19 protein-coding genes and 2 tRNA genes are annotated in these 19,313 nt (G+C 33.0%); 12 read left to right on the top strand and 9 right to left on the bottom strand.

What is annotated here, in order from left to right:
- Positions 1-6: 6 nt before the first annotated feature.
- Positions 7-2,106, bottom strand: coding sequence for a glycoside hydrolase family 97 protein (locus tag C0512_RS10080; protein WP_290861158.1), 2,100 nt, complete (start codon positions 2,104-2,106; stop codon positions 7-9).
- A gap of 120 nt (positions 2,107-2,226) precedes the next feature.
- On the opposite strand from C0512_RS10080, the gene C0512_RS10075 reads away from it, so the two are divergent.
- Positions 2,227-3,225, top strand: coding sequence for a hypothetical protein (locus C0512_RS10075; protein ID WP_290861156.1), 999 nt, complete (start codon positions 2,227-2,229; stop codon positions 3,223-3,225).
- Here C0512_RS10075 and C0512_RS10070 read toward each other — a convergent pair.
- Positions 3,220-3,774 carry a Smr/MutS family protein gene (locus tag C0512_RS10070; RefSeq protein WP_290861154.1) on the bottom strand — a complete coding sequence of 185 codons (555 nt, stop codon included), beginning with the start codon at positions 3,772-3,774 and terminating at the stop codon, positions 3,220-3,222. The genes C0512_RS10075 and C0512_RS10070 overlap by 6 nt on opposite strands.
- Positions 3,767-3,949 carry a hypothetical protein gene (locus C0512_RS10065; protein WP_290861152.1) on the bottom strand — a complete coding sequence of 61 codons (183 nt, stop codon included), beginning with the start codon at positions 3,947-3,949 and terminating at the stop codon, positions 3,767-3,769. The genes C0512_RS10070 and C0512_RS10065 overlap by 8 nt, the downstream gene beginning before the upstream one ends.
- Positions 3,950-4,074: 125 nt before the next feature.
- Here C0512_RS10065 and C0512_RS10060 point away from each other — a divergent pair, with 125 nt between their 5' ends.
- Positions 4,075-4,353 (top strand): DUF2752 domain-containing protein, encoded by a 279-nt coding sequence (locus tag C0512_RS10060; RefSeq protein ID WP_290861150.1) that lies wholly within the window; start codon positions 4,075-4,077, stop codon positions 4,351-4,353.
- A 43-nt stretch (positions 4,354-4,396) separates the two neighbouring features.
- Here C0512_RS10060 and rocD read toward each other — a convergent pair whose 3' ends face one another.
- A complete protein-coding gene (gene rocD, locus C0512_RS10055; RefSeq protein WP_290861148.1) occupies positions 4,397-5,677 on the bottom strand; it encodes an ornithine--oxo-acid transaminase in 1,281 nt (426 codons plus the stop codon).
- Positions 5,678-5,888: 211 nt separating this feature from the next.
- Here rocD and C0512_RS10050 point away from each other — a divergent pair, with 211 nt between their 5' ends.
- The 4 genes from C0512_RS10050 to C0512_RS10035 all read left to right on the top strand — a co-directional run bounded on the left by C0512_RS10050 (position 5,889) and on the right by C0512_RS10035 (position 9,045).
- The gene (locus C0512_RS10050; protein ID WP_290861146.1) at positions 5,889-6,326 is read left to right on the top strand and encodes a hypothetical protein; all 438 of its coding nucleotides are present in this window, start codon (positions 5,889-5,891) and stop codon (positions 6,324-6,326) included.
- Positions 6,327-6,434: 108 nt separating this feature from the next.
- Positions 6,435-7,847, top strand: coding sequence for a 23S rRNA (uracil(1939)-C(5))-methyltransferase RlmD (rlmD, locus tag C0512_RS10045; protein ID WP_290861144.1), 1,413 nt, complete (start codon positions 6,435-6,437; stop codon positions 7,845-7,847).
- Positions 7,848-8,345 carry a DUF6452 family protein gene (locus C0512_RS10040; RefSeq protein WP_290861142.1) on the top strand — a complete coding sequence of 166 codons (498 nt, stop codon included), beginning with the start codon at positions 7,848-7,850 and terminating at the stop codon, positions 8,343-8,345.
- Positions 8,320-9,045, top strand: a complete 726-nt coding sequence (locus tag C0512_RS10035; protein WP_290861140.1) for a DUF6048 family protein — start codon at positions 8,320-8,322, stop codon at positions 9,043-9,045. The genes C0512_RS10040 and C0512_RS10035 overlap by 26 nt, the downstream gene beginning before the upstream one ends.
- A 1-nt stretch (position 9,046) precedes the next feature.
- Here C0512_RS10035 and C0512_RS10030 read toward each other — a convergent pair whose 3' ends face one another.
- Complete coding sequence (locus C0512_RS10030) at positions 9,047-9,277, bottom strand: hypothetical protein (protein ID WP_290861138.1); 231 nt, start codon at positions 9,275-9,277, stop codon at positions 9,047-9,049.
- Positions 9,278-9,418: 141 nt separating this feature from the next.
- Here C0512_RS10030 and thrC point away from each other — a divergent pair, with 141 nt between their 5' ends.
- The 3 genes from thrC (at position 9,419) to C0512_RS10015 (ending at position 12,951) form a co-directional block, all read left to right on the top strand.
- Complete coding sequence (gene thrC / locus C0512_RS10025) at positions 9,419-10,708, top strand: threonine synthase (protein WP_290861136.1); 1,290 nt, start codon at positions 9,419-9,421, stop codon at positions 10,706-10,708.
- Between the two features lie 114 nt (positions 10,709-10,822).
- Positions 10,823-12,541, top strand: a complete 1,719-nt coding sequence (locus C0512_RS10020; RefSeq protein ID WP_290861134.1) for a PAS domain-containing sensor histidine kinase — start codon at positions 10,823-10,825, stop codon at positions 12,539-12,541.
- Entirely contained in the window at positions 12,541-12,951 is a 411-nt protein-coding gene (locus C0512_RS10015; RefSeq protein ID WP_290861133.1) for a response regulator, read from the top strand. Before C0512_RS10020 ends, C0512_RS10015 begins: the two co-directional genes overlap by 1 nt.
- A gap of 54 nt (positions 12,952-13,005) precedes the next feature.
- Here C0512_RS10015 and rpsT read toward each other — a convergent pair whose 3' ends face one another.
- From rpsT to proS, 4 genes are all read right to left on the bottom strand, one after another.
- On the bottom strand, positions 13,006-13,257 hold the full coding sequence (gene rpsT, locus C0512_RS10010) for a 30S ribosomal protein S20 (RefSeq protein WP_290861131.1): 252 nt from the start codon (positions 13,255-13,257) through the stop codon (positions 13,006-13,008).
- 34 nt (positions 13,258-13,291) lie between these two features.
- Positions 13,292-13,363: transfer RNA gene (locus C0512_RS10005), tRNA-Glu, on the bottom strand.
- A 45-nt stretch (positions 13,364-13,408) separates the two neighbouring features.
- Positions 13,409-13,480, bottom strand: a tRNA-Glu gene (locus tag C0512_RS10000).
- A gap of 76 nt (positions 13,481-13,556) precedes the next feature.
- Entirely contained in the window at positions 13,557-15,035 is a 1,479-nt protein-coding gene (gene proS / locus C0512_RS09995; RefSeq protein WP_290861129.1) for a proline--tRNA ligase, read from the bottom strand.
- A 99-nt stretch (positions 15,036-15,134) separates the two neighbouring features.
- Between proS and C0512_RS09990 the strand changes: the two genes are divergently transcribed.
- The 3 genes from C0512_RS09990 to rimO all read left to right on the top strand — a co-directional run bounded on the left by C0512_RS09990 (position 15,135) and on the right by rimO (position 19,045).
- On the top strand, positions 15,135-16,109 hold the full coding sequence (locus tag C0512_RS09990; protein WP_290861127.1) for a hypothetical protein: 975 nt from the start codon (positions 15,135-15,137) through the stop codon (positions 16,107-16,109).
- A gap of 40 nt (positions 16,110-16,149) precedes the next feature.
- The gene (locus C0512_RS09985; protein WP_290861125.1) at positions 16,150-17,631 is read left to right on the top strand and encodes a transporter; all 1,482 of its coding nucleotides are present in this window, start codon (positions 16,150-16,152) and stop codon (positions 17,629-17,631) included.
- A gap of 112 nt (positions 17,632-17,743) precedes the next feature.
- Positions 17,744-19,045 carry a 30S ribosomal protein S12 methylthiotransferase RimO gene (rimO, locus tag C0512_RS09980; protein ID WP_290861123.1) on the top strand — a complete coding sequence of 434 codons (1,302 nt, stop codon included), beginning with the start codon at positions 17,744-17,746 and terminating at the stop codon, positions 19,043-19,045.
- The last annotated feature ends 268 nt before the right edge of the window (positions 19,046-19,313 follow it).

Here is a 19,313-nt window from a genome sequence, read left to right as displayed (position 1 = left end):
AAAAAATTAATTTAGAGGAATGAAACTAATCGCAGTTCCACCGCCGGCTGCTAAATTCAATTTTAATTTGGTTTTAGCCGTTACTTCGACTGTTTTTATGGAATAAGCTTTTGGATTTTTTTCCCAATGAGCGTCTTTCCCATCTTGGTAAATAGTGGCTTTGTATTTTTTACCGGGTGTTAAAAAGTCTAACGTAATCTCTGTATTTCTTGCATTTTCATCTGTTATGGCTCCTAAAAACCAAGATTCTTTTCCTTTTGTTTTACGGGCAATAGTTAAGTAGTCACCGGGTTCTGCTTCCATGATTTTAGTTTCATCCCAATCTACTTCAACGTCTTTGATAAACTGGAAGGCATCCGGATAACGCTCATAATTTTCGGGCAAATCAGCTGCCATTTGCAATGGACTGTAAATCGTTACATACAAAGCCAATTGTTTCGCTAAGGTGGTGTGCACCTGCTCTTTTTTAGTTGCATCATAATGATTCATTTTGATTTCAAAAATTCCGGGAGTGTAATCCATCGGTCCACCTAAAAATCGAGTAAACGGAAGTATAGTTTCATGCATAGGCGGATTACCGTTGCTCCAAGCATTGAATTCATTTCCTCGGGCTGCTTCCGCCGCAATGTAGTTAGGATACGTTCGATGAACACCGGTAGGCCGAGATGATTCGTGCGAATTGACCATGATTTTATATTCTGCCGCTCTTTCGACTACCCAATTGAAATGGTTGACCATAGTTTGTCCATCATGCCACTCGCCTCTTGGAATAATTTTGCCAACATAACCACTTTTTACTGCGTTATAATTATGTTTTTTCATAAAAGAAAAAGCACGGTCCAAACGTCTTTCGTAATTAGCAACCGAACCGGAAGTTTCGTGGTGCATAATCATTTTAACTCCTTTAGATTCGGCATATTTTTGCACTTCCTCCACATTGAAATCAGGATAAGCAGTAACAAAATCAAACACATTTTCTTTCCAGTTACCAAACCAATCTTCCCAACCAATATTCCAACCTTCCACTAATACACCATCAAAACCATGCTTGGCTGCAAAATCAATGTATCGTTTTGTGTTTTCCGTAGTTGCTCCGTGTTTTCCGGTAGGTTTTAACTCCGCATCCTGAGCCATTTGAGCGTTTTGTGAACCGGCATAGTCCCAAGTAGCTTTACCCACATGCATTTCCCACCAAATACCGACGTATTTCATTGGTTTAATCCATGACGTATCTTCAATTTTTGAAGGCTCATTTAAGTTCAAGGTCATTTTTGAAGCAAGAATTTTACGAGCATCATCACTCACCATGATTGTTCGCCAAGGTGAATTAGCAGGAGCTTGCAAATAAGCTTTATCTCCAATGGCATTGGGCACCAAATGAGATTGCATCAAAAAAGTAGTGGTATCTAAATCTAAATGCATGATAGGATAATTGACTACAGCAGCTTCAAAGATATTGATATACAATCCATCTGTTGATTTCATCATTACGGGAGATTGAATACGGGAATTTGCCATCGGCCCTTTCATGCCAATTCCGTTGTTCATATCTAATTTAGACACATCAACTTGCGACAATTTTGTTTCATTATACACATATTCCTGGCTGTCATAATCACCCGGAATCCAAAAGGCTTTATGATTACTTGTTAAAGCAAATTGCGTCACTTCATCTGTAATGACAAAATAATTCATTTCGGGTTGAGCAGGAAATTCATATCGGAAAGCTAAACCTTCGTTGAATAATTTAAAAACAATATTCATTTTCCGTTTGGTTGACTTTTGAAATAACTCGACAATCAATTGGTTATATTGATTTTGAATTTCTTTTTGTTCACCTAAAACGGGTTTCCAACTTTCATTAACGGTTGAGAACGATGTTTTTAAAATTTCAAATTCAGCCGCTAACGTATTCGCGTTTTTCAGAATCACTCCTAAAAAACTGGTTTGAAGCACTGGTTTCGTTTTATAATTTAAGCTATAATATGGGCGTCCAATTTTGTTTACCCCAACAGTTAATTCTAGTTGTTTATCAGGCGATTGAAGATTTTGACTAAAAGTGATTGTTGAGAATAAAAAAAAGATGAATAGGGAAATATTTTTCATTTGTTACGTATTTATGAAACAGATTCAAAGATAAGAATAATGGTTAAAATCATACTAATTAAATAGAAATGCTTTTGAAAGAAATTAAAAATCCTATTTTTGCTTTAAATTTTTTAAACTATGAAACGATTTATAGGCTTTTTGGTGCTTATGCTTACGCTTAATGCTTGTGATGACGGAGACTTTGATATTGAAACATTTAATTTTTCAGATGTATCTACAAACCAGTGCAACAGTGGTGTTTCAGGTTTTTTTATCTATAAAATAAATAATGTAGAAGTATTACTCGTTCAAATTCCGGAAAGTAATTTTATAAATGAAATAACGACTCCCGGCACACCGAGAACTGTAAACATTGGAGGAGCCAATAAAGTAATTTATAGAATTTATGATGGAACAGTCACAACCGGTGATATTTGCAACACTATTCCCCCTGCAACTCCTGTAGTAACTGAAGAATGGAATGCTCTTGCCGGAACCATTGAAATAGTGACAACTGTAAACAAAACCGTTGATGAAACACTTAATTCCTCTATCGTTACGGGCTATACACATAATATTATTTTACGAAATGTAAATTTTCAAAAAGGAAATGGAAAAGAACAATTGTTTGAATCTTTAACTTTTGGGAATTATATCACTTCTGCTACACCACCTGCTAATTTTGAGGGCTTTGCCGTAAAAAACTGTTCGAATGACTATAATTTTTTATATAAAATTTCAGGTACACAAGCGTTAACTTTTGCGGTAGATGCAACGCTTTTTCAAAATGAAGTCACTCCAGTTGACAGCCCAAGAACAGCGTTAATTGACGACACCAACCAAGTTGAATTGCGTTATTATAGTGACAATATTAATGATTCATTTGCCTGCACATCACCACCGCTTTCCTATCCGGTATTAGATCAAAAATGGGTTTCGGAAGATGGAGTAACCGACGTTAGCGGAATGATTGAAGTGACCACTACAGAAGAATATTTAATTCCGACAGATAATCAAAGTCCTTTAGTGGGTTATCGTCAAAAAGTGACACTGAAAAAAGTTACTATGTTTAGAAACGGAGTAACTTTTAAATTGGGAGATGTATATGAATATGGTGAATTCGTAACGCCTTTATAAAAGTTTTTTCTGGATAAAATAAACCTCCGTTGCCCCTAAACCGTATTTTTGATAATCGGCATCCTGAAATTTTAGATTATCATAACGGCCTAATAAAAAGTCTAATTCGGCTTTTAAGACCCCTTCACCTACACCGTGAATAAAAACGACTTTTGGCATTTTATTTTTAATAGCAAATTCGAGTTGCCTTTTTGCTGTTTCCATTTGTAAATTTAAAATATCGTAGTTGTTCATTCCGCGTTTAGAAGGAACTAATTTTTCGATATGTAAATCGACTTCTAAGACAAAATCGTCCTTACGGGATTTCTTTTCTTTGACAAAACTACGCTTAGTTGGTTCTGTTTTTTCCTGAATTGCTTTGTGTAATTTATCTGTTGAAATAAAACTATTTAATTCGCTGGTAATGTTTATCTTAATTAGCTCCTTGACAAAATATGTCATCAGGAATCCGTCTGTAGTTTCTACTTCCACTTCGTTGTTTTTAATGGAAACAACCACTCCGGAAATGTCTTCGTCTAATGCTGAAACTTTGTCTCCAATATTAAACATCTTCTTCTTCTTTATCTTGATTTTTACTTGGCACTTTTTGCATGAGTTTCATTACCCCTATCATTAAAATTACAATTGCAGCTACTTTTATATAGACCTGATAATTACTTTCTTTTGGCGTATAAAAAGCAAAAAAAACGGCTATCAACAGTAATGGAATAATTAACTTTTTCATGATGAATATTTAAATTGAAATCTCTCTTCATTGGATTCCAAATGTAGAAATTAAAATTATAAGTTTACTATTTGTATTGCAAACTCTTTTTTTTGTAAAATTGTGAATCAATAAAAGTTAAAATTATGGAAGAATACATGCTTCCCTGTTTATCAAAAAAACTATTTGGCATTGACTGTTTAGGCTGTGGCATTCAGCGTGCCATTGTTTTATTGTTGGAAGGGGAATTTACTGCAGCATTTTACATGTACCCGGCTATTTATACAATGCTTTTATTTTTTTCTTTTATTGGCATCAGCTTTATCGATAAATCCAGAAACTACCACAAAATAATTATGCTTTTTGGAACCGTTACAGCAGTCATTATGGTTGTTTCCTATTTGTATAAAGTCATAGTCTATTAAAATCTAAGCCATAAAAAAAGCCACTTTAAAAGTGGCTTCCTTCTTATTTTTCAAACTCTTTCAGTGTTTTAATGATAATTGAAATACAATCCAACAACTGTTCTTCATTCATAACCAAAGGTGGAGCAAAACGAATAATGTTTCCGTGAGTAGGTTTCGCAAGCAATCCATTTTCAGCTAATTTCATACAAATATCCCATGCTGTTGAGCTATCTTCTGTATCATTAATTACAATAGCATTCAGCAACCCTTTGCCTCGCACTAAACTTACGATGGAACTATTTTCAATATACTCGCTTAATTTTACTCTAAATAATTTACCCAAAGCACGGGCATTTTGAATTAAATTTTCTTCTCCCACTACTTCCAAAGCTGCTTTTGCAACTGCTGCAGCTAATGGGTTTCCTCCAAATGTAGAACCGTGTTGTCCGGGTTTAATCACATGCATAATGTTATCATCCGCTAAAACTGCCGAAACCGGATAAACGCCACCGGAAACTGCTTTTCCTAAAATCAGAATATCGGGTTTAGCATATGTATTTTGTCTTTCACAATTGTTTTCGCAAGTACAATTGCCACAAACAGCCAGTAAAGAACCTGTTCTGGCAATTCCGGTTTGTACCTCATCAGCAATAAAAAGAACATTGTATTGATCACAAAGTTCTTTCACTTGTTCTAAATAGTTTTCTGCTGGAACATAAACACCGGCTTCTCCTTGAATGGGTTCCACTAAAAATCCTGCAATGTTTTTATTGTTTTCTAAAACAAATTTAAAGGCTTCAATATCATCATATGGAATCTTGATAAATCCTACTGTGTAAGGACCAAAGTTTTTTCTGGCATTTTCATCATTAGAAAAAGAGATGATTGTAGTTGTTCGTCCGTGAAAATTATTGTCACAAACAACAATTATAGCTTCATGTTCATCGATACCTTTTTTTTCATAAGCCCATTTTCTACAAATTTTGATAGCTGTTTCAACCGCTTCAGCTCCCGTATTCATGGGCAATATTTTATCAAACCCAAATAATTCGGTAATGTATTTTTCGTATTTACCTAATTTATCATTGTAAAAAGCTCTTGAAGTCAACGTCAAGGTTTGAGCTTGTTGTACAAGAGCATTCACTATTTTTGGATGGCAATGACCTTGGTTCACCGCTGAATAAGCAGATAAAAAATCATAATATTTTTTTCCATCTACATCCCAAACATATACTCCTTCTCCTCTACTCAGTACAACCGGCAACGGATGGTAATTATGAGCACCGAATCGATCTTCTAAGGCAATAAATTCTTTTGAATTGATTTTTTCTAAAACTGACATTTTCTTAAATTTAAAATGAACTACTTATCAATTCCTACTTTTGGAGAGAAATCATCCTAAACAGAAGCAAAAATAACGAATATTCCGTTGAAAATAATGAGATGATTCATAAAAAAAGAGTAAGCAGCAAAACTCTTTATTAATCAAATATTAAAAAAAGATTACTAATTAAGAATAAATCTTTATTTTTGTAAAAATTAAAATAATTGACATGAAAAAGATTCTTTTTTTATTATTAAGTTTCACTTTAGTGGGAATAACTTCTTGTTCATCTGATGATGACAAAGCTGACGTGAATTATGTTACTGCAAAATTTAACGGAGTTGAAACGAAGTTTAATATCATTTCCGTTGATAAAATTGATTATGACGGATATTCAGATATTATTGTAACCGCTACAACAAACAATGACCCAACTAAAGTAATTACTATTGCTTCTGAGTATGGTGTTACCGGTCAAAATGAAATTTGGGGATTTGATTATGAAACAAGTGATGGTTATTACGTTCAGGATTCCGATAATTTCACATCAACCCTTACTACAAATTCAGACGGAAAATACATAGGTACTTTCTCCGGATCATTAGTTGATGATTCAAATGGAAATGTAATGGTATTGACTAATGGTGCGTTCAATATTGCCTATTAAAAAATAATAATTAAGTTCTAAAACGCCTTCTTTCGAGGGCGTTTTTTGTTTTAAAAAATAATTTCATTACCCGATTAATTTTCTTATTGAATACCTTATTTTTGCCATATGGGAAGAAAAAACACAGACAAAATAATTTTTAAAGAAGTAACCGTTTTAGATGCCGGAGCAAAAGGCGTTTCTGTAGCAAAAGCAGAAGATGGCAGGGTAATTTTTATATCCAATGTTGTTCCAGGTGACATTGTTGACGTTCAAACCTTTAAGAAAAGAAAATCCTATTTTGAAGGTAAAGCAATTTATTTTCATAAACTTTCACCGCATCGCGTAAAACCGGAGTGTGAGCATTTTGGAGTTTGTGGCGGTTGCAAATGGCAAAACATGCATTATAACCAACAATTGTTTTATAAAAACAATGAAGTTTATAATAATTTGAAACGAATTGGCAAGATTGAACTTCCTGATTTTGAACCCATATTAGGCTCAGAAAAACAGTTTTTTTATCGCAACAAGATGGAATTTTCTTTTTCAGACAGTCGTTGGCTCACTGAAAACGAGATTCAACAAGAGGATACGATTGGAAATCGAAATGCATTAGGTTTTCACATTCCAAAAATGTGGGACAAAATTTTAGAAATTAACAAATGTCATTTGCAACAAGATCCGTCAAATGCTATTCGAAATGCTATTAAATCGTTTGCAACAGAAAACGAACTTCCTTTTTTTAATACCCGACACCAAGAAGGACTTTTGCGAACCTTGATGATTCGAACGACTTCTATAGGAGAAATTATGGTTTTAATTCAATTTTTTAAAGAAAATAAAACGCAACGTGAATTGGTTTTAACTTTTTTAAAAGATAAATTTCCGGAAATAACATCTTTACTCTATGTAATTAATGGAAAAGCAAACGACACTTTGTATGATCAAGATATTAAGCTTTTTAGTGGTCGAGATTATATTTTAGAGGAAATGGAAGGTTTACAATTTTCTATCAATGCAAAATCTTTCTATCAAACGAATTCCGAGCAAGCATATGAACTGTATAAAATTACACGGGAATTTGCCGGTTTAACCGGAAATGAATTGGTCTATGATTTATATACCGGAACCGGAACCATTGCTCAATTTGTTTCAAAAAAAGCTAAGAAAGTAATTGGTGTGGAATCTGTACCTGAAGCAATTGCCGATGCCAAAGAAAATGCTAAACGCAATAACATTACTAATTGTGAATTTTATGTTGGAGATATGAAAGAAGTTTTTAATGCTGATTTCATTGCTAAACACGGAAAACCGGATGTTATCATTACAGACCCTCCACGTGATGGAATGCACGCAACTGTGGTTGAACAAATTATGCAAATTGCTCCTGAAAAAGTAGTTTATGTCAGTTGCAATTCCGCTACACAAGCAAGAGATTTAGCTTTAATGGACTCGCTTTATAAAGTTACCCGTGTACGTCCTGTAGATATGTTTCCGCAGACGCATCATGTAGAAAATGTTGTACTTTTAGAAAAAAAATAAATGAAACGATTTTTGTTTTTAGTGGTGTTATTATTTCTTTTTCAAGGATGTGAAAAAGACGACATCTGTACACCCGAAACGCCTACGACACCACGACTTATCATTGAGTTTTATGACAGTGTAAATACATCGGTAAAAAAGGTAGTGGCCAATTTAAAAGCTGAAGGAGAAGGAGCTGATACAGCACTTACATTTGATTTAGTAAGCACAATTGAACTCCCATTAAAAACAAATGAAGATTTTACACAATACAAATTAACAATCAATTCAACTTCTGCAACGGAAGCGAATATGGACAGTATCCGTATCAATTACACCCGAAATGACATCTATATTTCAAGAGCCTGCGGATTTAAGACTAATTTTGATTTGAATTTATTCAATCCGATTGAAAATTCAAATCCCGTTGGTGATACTGAATTTTGGATAGATACTATAGAAATAATTAAGAACAAAATTGAAACCGAAGAAGATGTCCATATCAAAATGTATTTTTAGTATCGGTTTAATTTTGGTTTCCATTTCTATTGGAGCTCAAGAAACCAAAAAAGACAGTATTCCTTTGAAAACTGAGCGTTACGGTGTTCGTGTTGGAATTGACTTATTTAAATTTGGTAAAAGTTTTTTTGACGAAAACTATAAAGGGTTGGAACTAGTAGGCGATTATAGATTAACCAAAAACTACTATCTCGCCGGTGAATTAGGCAATGAAAATAAGACAACACAAGACGACCGATTAAATTTTACTACGAAAGGTTCCTATTTTAAAGTTGGTTTTGATTATAATGTGTATGAAAACTGGCTTGATATGGAAAACCTAATATATATTGGTTTGCGTGTGGGAGCCAGCACACATTCTCAGGAAATAAACACCTATAAAGTATATAATCCAAACCCCTATTTTGGGGAAGCTCCAGAAGTAGTTTCCGGAGAAAAATTTGATGGTCTTTCAGCCCAATGGGGAGAATTTCTGATTGGAGTAAAAGCAGAATTATTTTCCAATTTATATGCCGGTTTTAGTTTTAGGTTAAACTATTTGATAAACACCAAAGAACCGGATGGTTTTGAAAATCTTTATATTCCGGGATTTAACAGAACCTATGACGGCACTTTTGGAGTTGGGTTTAACTATACTGTTTCCTATTTTATTCCTATTTACAAGAAAAAAATAGAACCTAAAAAGGAAGTTAAAAAATAAATTATAATTCTTTTATTTCTTTACTAAAAATCCACTTCATAAAAACTTTTGAACCTTCTTTTGTAGTAATTACTTGAAATTTAGGAGCCAAAATTAACGTGATTACAAATGCTAAAAAAGGAATCCAAATACCTTCTAAAGAAGAAAAATAGGAAATTGCGAAACGCAACGGAATAAAAAAAGCGGCAAAAGAGAGTAACTGGTAAATAAAAACTTTGGTTTTTATATTCATTAGATTTGAATTTTTACCAAAAGTACAAAAAAATCAAGTTTTAATTTTCATATTTCTGTTGAAGAACGCAACCTATAAAAGAATTATTTTATATTTACCCATTCATTATACAAACCAATTCTTCAAAACCAATTCAACCTGATGCTTTACAAAAGTTTGAATCTCAAAGCTCCGAAAGTAACCTTTGAACAAGCCGTTACTCTGGGACTTGCTCCGGACAAAGGACTATATTTTCCTGACACTATTATCCCGTTAGAAAATTCTTTTTTTGAAACAATAGCAACTCGTTCAAATGAAGAAATTGCTTATACCGTTATTAAACAATTTATAGGAAGTGAAATTGAAGAAAATGATTTAAGAAAAATCATTTCAGAAACATTGTGTTTCGGTTTTCCATTAACAAAGATTGAAGAAAACATTTATTCCTTAGAACTTTATCATGGTCCAACCATGGCTTTTAAAGATGTTGGAGCCCGATTTATGGCCAGATGTTTAGCTTATTTCAATAAAAATAAACCTAACCAAAAGAACACAATTTTAGTGGCCACTTCCGGAGATACCGGTGGAGCGGTTGCTAACGGTTTTTTGAATGTTCAAGGCGTAGAAGTTGTTATTCTCTACCCGAGTGGAAAAGTTAGCGATATTCAGGAGCGTCAACTTACCACGTTAGGTCAAAATATCACAGCGTTGGAAGTTGATGGCGTTTTTGACGATTGTCAGGATATGGTAAAAAGAGCATTCTTGGATTCTGAATTAGCTCATAAAAATCTAACATCAGCCAATTCAATTAATGTAGCCCGATGGCTTCCCCAACTATTTTATTTTTTCTTTGCTTATAAAGAATTAAAAAAAATGAATTTGCCTATTATCATTTCGGTTCCCAGTGGAAATTTTGGAAATATTTGTGCCGGTATCATGGCTAAAAAATTAGGTTTACCCATTCAGCATTTTGTTGCAGCAACTAATTTAAATGACACAATTCCACGTTTTATGCTGGATGGCATGTATAACCCAAAACCGTCAAAAGCCACTTTATCAAATGCAATGGATGTTGGTAATCCGAGTAATTTTATACGAATTCAAGAATTATATAAACATGATTTTTTGGCCTTTAAAAATGATTTTTCGTCTTATGCTTTTTCTGATGAAGAAACTCTTGTTGCATTAAAGGATTTGTACACAAAAAATCAATACATAGCGGAACCTCATGGAGCTATTGGCTATTTAGGGTTAAAAGAAGAAATGAAAAAACACGGAAAGTCCGTTGGAGTATTTTTAGAAACCGCTCATCCGATAAAATTTTTAGATACTGTTGAGCCTACATTAGAAATCTGTTTACCCATTCCAACTCAGATTGAAAGCATAATGAATAAAGAAAAGAAAAGCATCAAAATAAAAACATATACTGATTTAAAAAATTATTTAGGTTAGTATAAAATCATAACTATCAAAAAATACCACACTTTATTATGATTCAAACTAAAATACAAAAACTAGTTCATTTTTCCACAGTTGAAAAGTCAATAATTTTTTTATATTTGAATAATGAAAAGTAAATCGAACATCATCACCTTTATTTTTATTATTACAGCTCTTTTTTTAGCACTTATAAGTCATTTAGTCTTCCGTAATAATTTAAAAAATAATGTTGAAAATTTCAACTCCTATCATTTCATAGTTGATGTTTGCTTTATCATTGGTGCCGGTTTATTAATCCGTTTTGTTATTGCTAGAAATGACAAAAGAAACATTGGTATACTAAAACAACTTCAAACCATCAACACGGAAATCAAGGATTCTAATGAACGCTATGATATTGTAGCTAAAGCAACCAGTGATACTATTTGGGATTGGAAGATTCAAACTGACGAATTTGTCTGGAATAAGGGAATTCAAGGTGTTTTTGGATACAAAAAAGAAGACGTTGGAAATAGTTCCAATTGGTGGTTTGACCGAATTCATCCGGAAGACAGTTTGAAAATGTCTGTTAAACTATATTCCTTTTTAGAACAAAAAACAGAACGTTGGCAAGATGAATATCGATTTAAATGTGCCGATGGAAGTTATAAATATGTTTTTGACAGAGGATTTTTATTAAAAGATATTGATGGTAAAGCCATTCGAATGATTGGAGCAATCCAGGATGTTACCAAGCAAAAAGAAGAAGAACAACGATTAAAACTTTTAGAAACAGTAATTACGCAAACCAAAGATGCTGTTATCATTACAGATACTGATATTTCTGAAAACCCAATTCCTAATATTATTTTCGTGAACCAAGCTTTCACTAAAATGACCGGTTATAAACCAAAAGAAGTAATAGGAAAATCACCCATTATGTTTGCCGGAGTAAAATCAGATTCTACTGAATTGCAAAAACTTACGGAGTCTATAAAGAATTATCAGGAGTGTTTCATTGAAACGGTGAGTTACAAGAAAAACGGTGATGAATATTGGGTAAATTTTTCTATGATTCCGGTCACAAATAAAGAAGGCGAACATTCACATTGGATTTCCATTCAAAGAGATGTGACCAAAGAAAAGAACCAAGAACGGGAGCGAGAACAACTCATTCAGGAATTAACCCGAAATAATAAAGATTTAAAACAGTTTTCATACATAACATCACACAATTTCAGAGCCCCTCTATCCAATTTAACAGGTTTACTTAATCTGCTTGATGATGTGCCCATTGAGAATGAAGAATTACAAGAAATTTTAAACGGATTCAAACGTTCAACTCATTTATTAAATGAAACAATTGACGATTTAGTAAAAGTTGTTATCATTAAAGACAATCCCTCCATTCAAAAAGAAATTGTTTCCATCAAAGAGATTTTTGAAAATGTTTTTTTTCAATTAAACAATCAAATTAATTTATATAAACCAATTATAAATATTGACATTGAAGACAATCTTTCCATCACGATTAACAAAGCTTACCTCGAAAGTATTGTTTTAAATTTAATGTCAAATGCATTAAAATACCGTTCGTTAACTAAAACTCCAAAAATTTCAATTATAGCTTTAGAAAAAGAAAATTCCGTAAATTTGATTATTAAAGATAACGGAATCGGTATTGATTTGGGTAAAAACAGTGATAAAATCTTTGGACTATACCAACGTTTTCATAATTATCCTGACAGTAAAGGATTAGGATTATATTTAGTAAAATCTCAAATTGAAGCAATGGGCGGTTCAATTGAAGTTGAAAGCCAAGTAAATAAAGGAACTCAATTTAGTTTAACCTTTAAAAAAGTATAATGTTGAAATCTATATTATGTGTTGATGATGATCCAATTACTTTAATGTTGTGTAAAAAAGTAATTGTTAAAGCTGAATTTAGTGAAGAAATAATCTTTGCCAATAACGGTCAGGAGGCTTACGATCTATTTCAATCTTTTGTTGCAAAAAAAGACAGGGATGCAATTTTTCAATTTCCCCAATTGATTTTTTTAGATTTAAATATGCCCGTCATGAATGGTTGGGAATTTTTAGATTTATTCAAAGAAAATCTTTCAAATGAATTTTCTCAAACTAAAGTAATCATCCTATCTTCTACTATTGATCCGTCAGATTATCAAAAGGCAAAACAATATGAAATGGTTTCGCATTTCCTATCAAAACCTATTACAGTTGAGATGTTACAGAATTTAAAACCTTTATATTCATAAAAAAAATAGCTTTCCAAATGGAAAGCTATTTTTTTTTATATCTAATTTTTCTAATTATAACTTAGCTACATGCTTAGTTAATTTAGATTTTAAATTTGAAGCTTTGTTATCATGAATGATATTTTTCTTTGCTAATTTATCAATCATAGAAATTACTGCTGATAATTTAGCTGATGCATCAGACTTATCAGTAGAAACCCTCAACGCTTTGATAGCATTACGCGTAGTTTTGTGTTGGTATTTGTTTAATACTCTTCTCTTTTCGTTACTTCTGATTCTCTTTAGAGCTGACTTATGATTTGCCATTTTCTTTTAAATAAATGTTTTTATTAAAATTTTGTAGTCCGTAGGGGAATCGAACCCCTGTTACCAGGATGAAAACCTGGCGTCCTAACCCCTAGACGAACGGACCATTGTTTTCCTCTAGTTTAAGATTTTCAACCTAATATTGAACTTGTAGCCCGTGGGGGAATCGAACCCCCCTTACCAGGATGAAAACCTGGCGTCCTAACCGATAGACGAACGGGCCAATTGTTTATTGCGAGTGCAAAAATACAACTATTTTTAATACTCGCAATAGTTACAATTTATTTTTTTATTTTTTTTTAATATGCTTTCGCAAAAAGCACCCTTCCAACAGATGGTTTTCCACTAAACATGCATATTCCAGGCTCTTCCACTCTATTTAATGGAATACATCGTATTGTTGCTTTTGTCAACTCTTTAATTTTTTCTTCTGTTTCCGGTGTTCCATCCCAATGTGCAGCAAAGAATCCGCCTTTAGAATCTAATAAATTTTTAAATTCTTCAAAAGTATCTACTTCCGTTATATGAGTGTTTCTATACTCAAATGCTCTATCAAACAGATTTGTTTGAATTGTTTCTAACAAATTTTGAATATACACCTCAATGCCCTCTTTAGAAACTATTTCTTTTGTTAAAGTATCTCTACGAGCCACTTCATAAGTTCCATTTTCTAAATCTTTTGGTCCTATTGCAATTCGAACAGGAACACCTTTCAATTCGTATTCATTAAATTTAAACCCAGGCTTTTGGGTAGTTCTATTGTCAAATTTAACTGAAATATTTAATTTTTTAAGGGCATCCACAACATTTTGAACTTCCGTAGAAATAGCTTCTAATTGTTCATCTGACTTGTAAATTGGCACAATAACAACTTGAATTGGAGCTAAATTTGGCGGAAGTACCAAACCGTTATCATCGGAATGAGTCATCACTAATGCCCCCATCAAACGAGTAGAAACTCCCCAAGAAGTTCCCCAAACAAATTCTTGAGTCCCTTCTGCATTAGCAAATTTAACATCGAAAGCCTTTGCGAAATTTTGTCCTAAAAAGTGAGAAGTTCCGGCTTGCAATGCTTTCCCGTCTTGCATTAAAGCTTCAATACAATAAGTTTCCACAGCACCGGCAAATCTTTCTGATTCTGTTTTAATTCCTTTAACAACCGGAATTGCCATAAAATTTTCTGCAAAATCAGCATAAACATTCATCATTTGAAAAGATTCAGCAATTGCTTCTGCTTGAGTAGCATGTGCAGTATGTCCTTCTTGCCACAAAAACTCAGCAGTTCTTAAAAACAAACGCGTTCTCATTTCCCAACGAACCACATTAGCCCATTGATTTATTAATAATGGTAAGTCCCTGTAAGATTGTATCCAATTTTTATAAGTACTCCAAATAATTGCTTCACTGGTCGGACGAACAATCAATTCTTCCTCCAATTTCGCATTGGGGTCAACCATTAATTTACCTTTTCTATCGGGGTCATTTTTCAATCTGTAATGTGTCACAATGGCACATTCTTTTGCAAATCCTTCTGCATTTTTTTCTTCGGCTTCAAACATACTTTTGGGCACAAACAGAGGGAAATAAGCGTTCGAATGTCCTGTTTCTTTGAATTTTCTATCTAATTCAGCCTGCATTTTTTCCCAAATAGCATATCCATATGGTTTTATCACCATACAGCCTCTAACAGCGGAATTTTCAGCTAAATCAGCTTTTACCACAAGTTCGTTATACCACTTTGAATAATCTTCGGCTCTTTTGGTTAAATTTTTACTCATTTTGAATTATTTGGCATAAAAATTGTTTTATAAATATTAACTATAAAGTTCAGCAAAACTAACTATTTTTGTATTACCAACAATAAAAATGCTTTGATAATGAAAACAAAATATCATACTTCGTTTAAAACATTATCCCTCATGTTGACATCAACTCTAGGGGTTTTATTGGTTTCCTGTGGATCTACTCAAAATTCATCCTATTATGATAACGATGGAATTTATAGTGGCTCAGAAAAAAGTAAATCTAAAGAGGCTGAACAAGTTGCACAAGATAATGCAAACTTGGCCTATCAAAATTATTTCAAATCCAAACAGTTAAATGCTGAAGAGGAAATTTTTACTGATGTTGAAAATTATTCTTCCGTAACCGATTCAACACAAACAACTGCAGAAAGTTATACTTCCAATGCCAGTTGGGGTTCAAACCCAACTTCAATATCTGTTAATGTTTATGATTCCGGTTGGGGATATAATTATTGGAACTCTTGGTACACACCTTATTGGGGTTACAACACTTGGTATGGTCCATATTGGGGTGTTGGATTTTATCCTTGGTATGGAGCTTATTGTGGTTGGGGATATTACCCTTATTATCCCTATTATGGGTACGGATATGGAAGCTATTATAATGGTTACGCCTACAATAGTGGAAGAAGGGGTGGCACATATTACACCAATGGTTATAGAGGTAGTTCAGCTTATACTAGCAGAACAAATGGTTACAGAGGAAGTTCAGCCTATAGAAGTCAGTATAGCACCCGAAATTACACCAATTCAGGAACACGTTTTGGTACTACCAGAACAGGAACAAGAGGCTATAATACCAATGCAGTAAATTCAAGTAATCCTAGAAATAACCAATACAACACAAGCGGAACCCGCAATAACACAAGAAATTACGGAAATACACCTTCATCAGGAAATAATACCTATACTCCAAGAAGTAGTAGCAGTAGTTCTTCTTCAACTTCAGGAACAAGAAGTGGAGGATATTCAGGAGGTAGCAGTAGTGGTGGTGGCGGTCGATCTGGCGGAGGCGGCGGAGGCGGACGTTCAGGTGGAAGAGGTTAATTTATTATTTGTTATATAGTTTTAGATTAAAAATATAGTAATGAAAAAGCTAATATTATTTATTGTAGGGTTTGCTAGTTTAACCATACAATCTCAAGAAATTCAAGATGCCGTTCGTTACAGTCTTGACGACATGACCGGAACAGCTCGTTTTAGAGGAATGAGTGGTGCTTTTGGAGCATTAGGTGGCGATTTATCCGCGATAAACATGAACCCGGCAAGTTCTGTTATTTTTAACACAAATCAAGTTGGCTTTACCTTTTCAAACCATAGTAAAAACAACGAGTCTACATATTTTGGCACGTATACTGAACAATGTGACAGTAGTTTTGATATGAATCAATTTGGTAGTGTATTTGTTTTTCACAACAATGATGCAAATTGGAAAAAATTTGCCTTTGCTATTAATTATGAAAACGAAAACAGACTTGATAATTCTGTTTTTTCGGCGGGTGTTAATCCTACTACATCCATTGACAGTTATTTTTTAAATTATGCCAATGGTATTCCGTTAGGAACATTACAAAGTAATTTATATGCCTTAAATTATAATGAGCAACAAGCCTTTTTTGGTTATAATGGTTATATAATAAGTCCTGTTTCTGAAAATTTAAGCAATACACAGTATGTTTCGGAAGTTCCTGCTGGTGGTAATTATTACCAAGATAACTATGTAGAAAGCTACGGATTTAATGGCAAAGTTGCCTTTAACTTAGCAACACAATATAAAGACTTTTTGAGTTTTGGTATCAATTTAAATGCTCACTTTGTTGATTTTAATCGTGCCAGCAGTTTTTATGAAAAAAACACCAATGATTTGGAAAATGGTGTACAAGATGTAGTTTTTGAAAACTTTTTATACACTTATGGGTCAGGATTTTCTGTACAAGTTGGAGCAATAATCAAAGCTACTCAAAGTTTACGTTTTGGAGCTTCTTATGAATCGCCAACTTGGTACAATTTAAATGATGAATTCACACAACGTTTATATGCTACCAACAGAGTTAATGGGGTAACTTTTAATGATATAGTTGACCCAAGAATTCTAAATATTTATCCAACTTACGAAGTGCAAACACCTGAAAAATGGTCTGCAAGTGCCGCTTATATTTTTGGTAAATCTGGGTTAATAAGTTTTGATTATACTTTAAAAAATTATAGTCATACCAAACTAAAACCTGAAAATGATTATGTTTTTAGTAATTTGAATACTGAAATGGCTAATACTTTAAACAACGCCAATGAATTCAGACTTGGAGCAGAATATAAAATTAAGGAATTAAGCATTCGTGGAGGTTATCGTTTTGAAGAAAGCCCTTATGAAAATGGTAAAACAATAGGAGACTTAACCGGATTTTCAGGTGGTTTAGGCTATAATTTCGGCTATTTCAAGTTAGACTTTGCTTATAGCTATTCACAAAGAAAATCTCAAGAAGGCTTTTTTACAACTGGACTTACTTCGCCCGCTTTTATCAATACCATTACAAATAGCTTTACCACCTCATTTATATTTGAACTATAATTGAAGGTAAAATATAAAATACAAAAACCATTCGAAAACGAATGGTTTTTTGTTTTTATCAAAATTTACTCAATATAAATAGCTAATTTTGCAGTCCGTTATAAAAAACAGTATGAGAACCAAATCTTTAAAGAAAAATAAAATCAACGTCATAACTTTAGGTTGCTCTAAAAATGTATATGACAGTGAAGTGTTGATGGGACAACTGAAAGCCAGTGGCAAAGACGTAGTGCATGAACAAGAAGGAAACATCGTCGTAATTAATACTTGTGGTTTTATTGATAATGCAAAAGAAGAATCAGTCAATACAATTTTAGAATATGTTGACAAAAAAGAACAAGGATTAGTAGATAAAGTATTTGTAACCGGTTGTTTATCTGAACGATACAAACCTGATTTAGAAAAAGAAATTCCTAATGTAGATCAATATTTCGGCACTTCAGATTTGCCCCAATTACTCAAAGTTTTAGGAGCAGATTATAAACATGAATTATTAGGTGAACGATTAACCACTACTCCAAAAAACTATGCTTACTTAAAAATTTCGGAAGGTTGCGACCGACCATGTAGTTTTTGTGCTATTCCTATAATGAGAGGTAAACACGTATCTCAAACCATAGAAAAATTGGTAAGCGAAACAGAGAAACTGGCTAAAAATGGAGTAAAAGAATTAATTTTAATTGCCCAAGATCTCACCTATTATGGTTTGGACATTTATAAAAAAAGAAATTTAGCTGAATTGCTGGAAAATTTAGTAAAAGTAGAAGGAATCGAATGGATACGATTGCATTATGCATTTCCTACCGGTTTTCCTATGGATGTATTGGAATTAATGAAACGAGAACCTAAAATTTGTAATTACATTGATATTCCATTACAACATATTTCTGATTCCGTTTTAAAATCCATGCGAAGAGGAACAACGCAAGAGAAAACAACTTCATTATTAAAAGAATTCCGAAAAACAGTTCCCGACATGGCAATTCGAACAACTTTAATTGTTGGTTATCCCGGAGAAACGGAAGAAGACTTTCAAATATTAAAAGATTGGGTTCAGGAAATGCGTTTTGAACGTTTAGGTTGTTTTGCTTATTCTCATGAAGAAAACACGCATGCATATCTGTTGGAAGATGATGTTCCTTCAGAAGTGAAACAACAACGTGCAGCAGAAATCATGGACATTCAGTCACAAATTTCATGGGATTTGAACCAAGAGAAAATTGGTCAAACATTCAAATGTATTATCGACAGAAAAGAAGGCCCTTATTTTATCGGAAGAACTGAATTTGACAGTCCGGACGTAGATAATGAAGTACTAATTGATGCTTCAAAATTTTATGTGAAAGTTGGTGATTTTGCTCTTATCAAAATCAATGATGCTACTGAATTTGATTTATATGGTGAACCTATATAAATTATATTGTAAAGAACATGCTATTAATCCCTTGACTATTTTTCAAGGGATTTTTTATTTAATACTGTTAAACCTGATATTTATCATACACTATTTCCGTTTTTATATTTAATTTAGTTAAATCAAATAAAACCTATATTAACATATAAATCCTATCACTATGATTACTACTCATCCAATCGTTCAAGAATTCCCAGAGTATTTAGATAAAATAAAAGATTTATATCATCACAATGAAGAATTTCAGGTTCTTTTAGGGTCATATCAT

The organism is Flavobacterium sp. (assembly GCF_013822155.1).
Classification (GTDB): Bacteria; Bacteroidota; Bacteroidia; order Flavobacteriales; family Flavobacteriaceae; genus Flavobacterium.
Note: the sequence above shows the minus strand (reverse complement) of the source record. Positions and strands in the feature narration are given on the sequence as shown.